Below are 2,546 nucleotides of genomic sequence, written 5' to 3'. Positions count from 1 at the left end.
AGGGGGTCAACATTGGACGCCGATAAGGGGTCAAAGTTCAGCGCCGATTGACAAACGGGGGCGTGATTCAAGGCTCTGGGAGGAGCCTTGATGAGCGCGCCACGTCGTTACGAGTTGACCGACTTTGAATGGTCGATCATCGCCGCTGCTGCCCAACAAGCCTCGGGGCGTTCCGCGGGCCGACGACCGGAAGGTGCTGAACGGCATCTACTGGCGGCTGCGGACGGGCTCGCCCTGGGCAGATATCCCCGAACGCTACGGTCCGGCGACGACTTGCTCGAACCGGTTTCGACGCTGGGCGAAGATCGGGGTCTGGGACCGCATCTTCGAGGCGGTGTCGAAGGCTTATGACGGCGATCTGCAGATGATCGACTCATCCTCGATCCGCGTCCACCAGCACGGCGGCAACGTCAAAAAGGGGGGCCGTACGCCACGACGGCCGTCGCTCGGGACCACGCTCGAGCCCAGTGCATGGGGCGCTCGCGGGGCGGGCTGACCACCAAGATCCACGCCCTCGTCGACGCCAACGGCCTGCCAGTCGTCCTCAAGCTGACCGAGGGGCAGGCCCATGACGGGGCCAGCGCGAGCGACATGCTGGACGCCTTGAGCGAAGGCCAGATCCTGCTCGCCGACCGCGCCTACGACAGCGATCGACTGCGCCACAGCCTCGGCGAGCGCGGCGTCTTCGCCAACGTACGGCCGATGACGGGCCGCAAGCACACGCTCCCCTTCAGCACGTGGCTCTATCGCCAGCGCAACCTCGTCGAACGCTTCTTCTCAAAGCTCTAGCACTACCGCGCCGTCGCAACCCGCTACGAAAAACACGCCGCCAACTTCCTCGCAGCCGTCAAACTCGCAGCAGTCCGCATCTGGACGCGATTTATGAGTCGGTGACCTAGTCTAACTGCGCCAGCTGCTGGCGCCGCCCGCCGGGATCACGCAATACGGCTTCACCTCGCACCGCGCCGAGCAGGTCGAGACGCTCGAGACGGATGATGGGCGCGTGGACTGCGCGCTGTCACGGCCCGGACACTGCGCGCTGTCACGGCCCGGACTATGGCCGCATCCACGATCATGAGCTGGTCCCGGCAGTGCAGCCGATCGCGGGGAACGGGACCGGCGACACGCGCAGGAAGATCCCGGGCATGCTCGACTGTCGACCGGCGTCTACAACCCCGCGGTCGACGTGACCAAGGAGACGAGGACGCCCGACGCCATAAGTTCTTCGATCGCCCGGCGCATGATCGCCACGACCTCCGGGCGCTACGATGGTCTCGAATTCGTTCTTCAGGCTGTCCAGCTTGCCGTGGATGCAGCCCGACCACGCGTTGCCGACCGGGAAATGATTCGTGCAAGAACACCCGATAGACGGCTGGATGACTTCGAGTTATTCACGCCTGCCATGAGCAAGAGGCTGGCGTCACTGCGGCTGTTCGTGCGCGTCACGCGGACCCGCGAGGGAGATCACCGAGACATATAGAGCAGGCTCGGCCCCGAGCTGATCGCGCTGAACAGGGAGAGCTCTCGATCAAACCGATGCAGCGCGGTTTTTGATCACCGCCGCCGGCCACGCGTGAGGCCCGCGAATTTGTGGATAGCGAGCAGGTCGGCGCACGGCACCTTGCAGGCGCGGGCCCGGGTTGAGTTGCTCGACGATCACGATTGGCAGGCCTGTGCTCTGCGGGCGGTCTCGCCAAGGGAACGTCACCCACTCCGGGGATGGCCGTGACGAGCCGCTTGATGATGCACTGGACGCCGTCCTCGGCGACAAGTTCCGGGCGCGGAACAGGATGACGAAGTCGCCGATCGTTCATGTTGCGTTGGACTCTCGGCATCCGTTCGTCCCCGTCGGCTCTGTAGGCTCAGGGCTCACCGAGGCGGCCGGCCGGGCGATCAGGGCGCACATCGCCGCCGAGGGCCTCGCCTATGTCGAGGTCGAGTATAGCGGGCGCACGCCGGGTGGTCAGCTTCGGCATCCGGCACTGAATGGCGGAGCGACGGGTTCACCCTAACGCCCGGAGACCTCCATCAATTTCACTACAAAAGCGGATTCTATCTTCCAGTCTTTTGAAAAATATTGTTGCGCTCCACATCTGGTCGCCTGTTATACAATGATACATATCGCGGACGACGATATTACTGATCTCGTTCGTAAATATCGGCTTGTAGGGACAAGCTGAAAACGAATCGCTGTAGAATAGTTGCCCGTTCTTCCAGTTAATAAAGCCGTCCAAAACTGGGTGATATTGAGCCGACGGAAGCCGTCCTAAAACGATCGCATCTGGCAAGAACGGAAATGACAATTCTACTACTTTGGCCAAATGCGCCTCCTGAAGTGTCTTGGGGGTTATGAGAGCACAGCTGATTATCCTTATGAATGAGTACAACCACTTATTTAGGTTGCAGAGTCACGGCCTTTACCTAACGGAGCGATAGTCCCTCTAAAACTGGCTTCGGGGCGGAGGGCCGTTCGTCGCGATCGTATGCTCGACTTAGAGCGGATTCGCGTTAATCCGGATCGTATCCAGCGGCTTTGAAGAAGTTGG

The 2,546-nt window shown here is 61.7% G+C and carries 1 protein-coding gene and 2 pseudogenes; 2 read left to right on the top strand and 1 reads right to left on the bottom strand.

Annotation, left to right across the window (positions count from 1 at the left end; genetic code table 11):
• Positions 1 to 90 precede the first annotated feature (90 nt).
• Positions 91 to 894, top strand: a pseudogene (locus EK403_RS21960) (IS5 family transposase).
• Positions 895 to 904: 10 nt separating this feature from the next.
• Positions 905 to 1,207 (top strand): annotated as a pseudogene (locus EK403_RS23555) (DUF932 domain-containing protein); the annotation flags it as partial.
• Between the two features lie 796 nt (positions 1,208 to 2,003).
• Here the strand turns inward: EK403_RS23555 and EK403_RS21950 are convergent.
• A complete protein-coding gene (locus EK403_RS21950) occupies positions 2,004 to 2,321 on the bottom strand; it encodes a hypothetical protein (protein ID WP_128779581.1) in 318 nt (105 codons plus the stop codon).
• Positions 2,322 to 2,546: the final 225 nt, after the last annotated feature.

Origin of the sequence: Hansschlegelia zhihuaiae, assembly GCF_004103825.1 — a bacterium.
Classification (GTDB): Bacteria; Pseudomonadota; Alphaproteobacteria; order Rhizobiales; family Methylopilaceae; genus Methylopila; species Methylopila zhihuaiae.
This window is presented reverse-complemented; position numbering and strand designations above follow the sequence as displayed.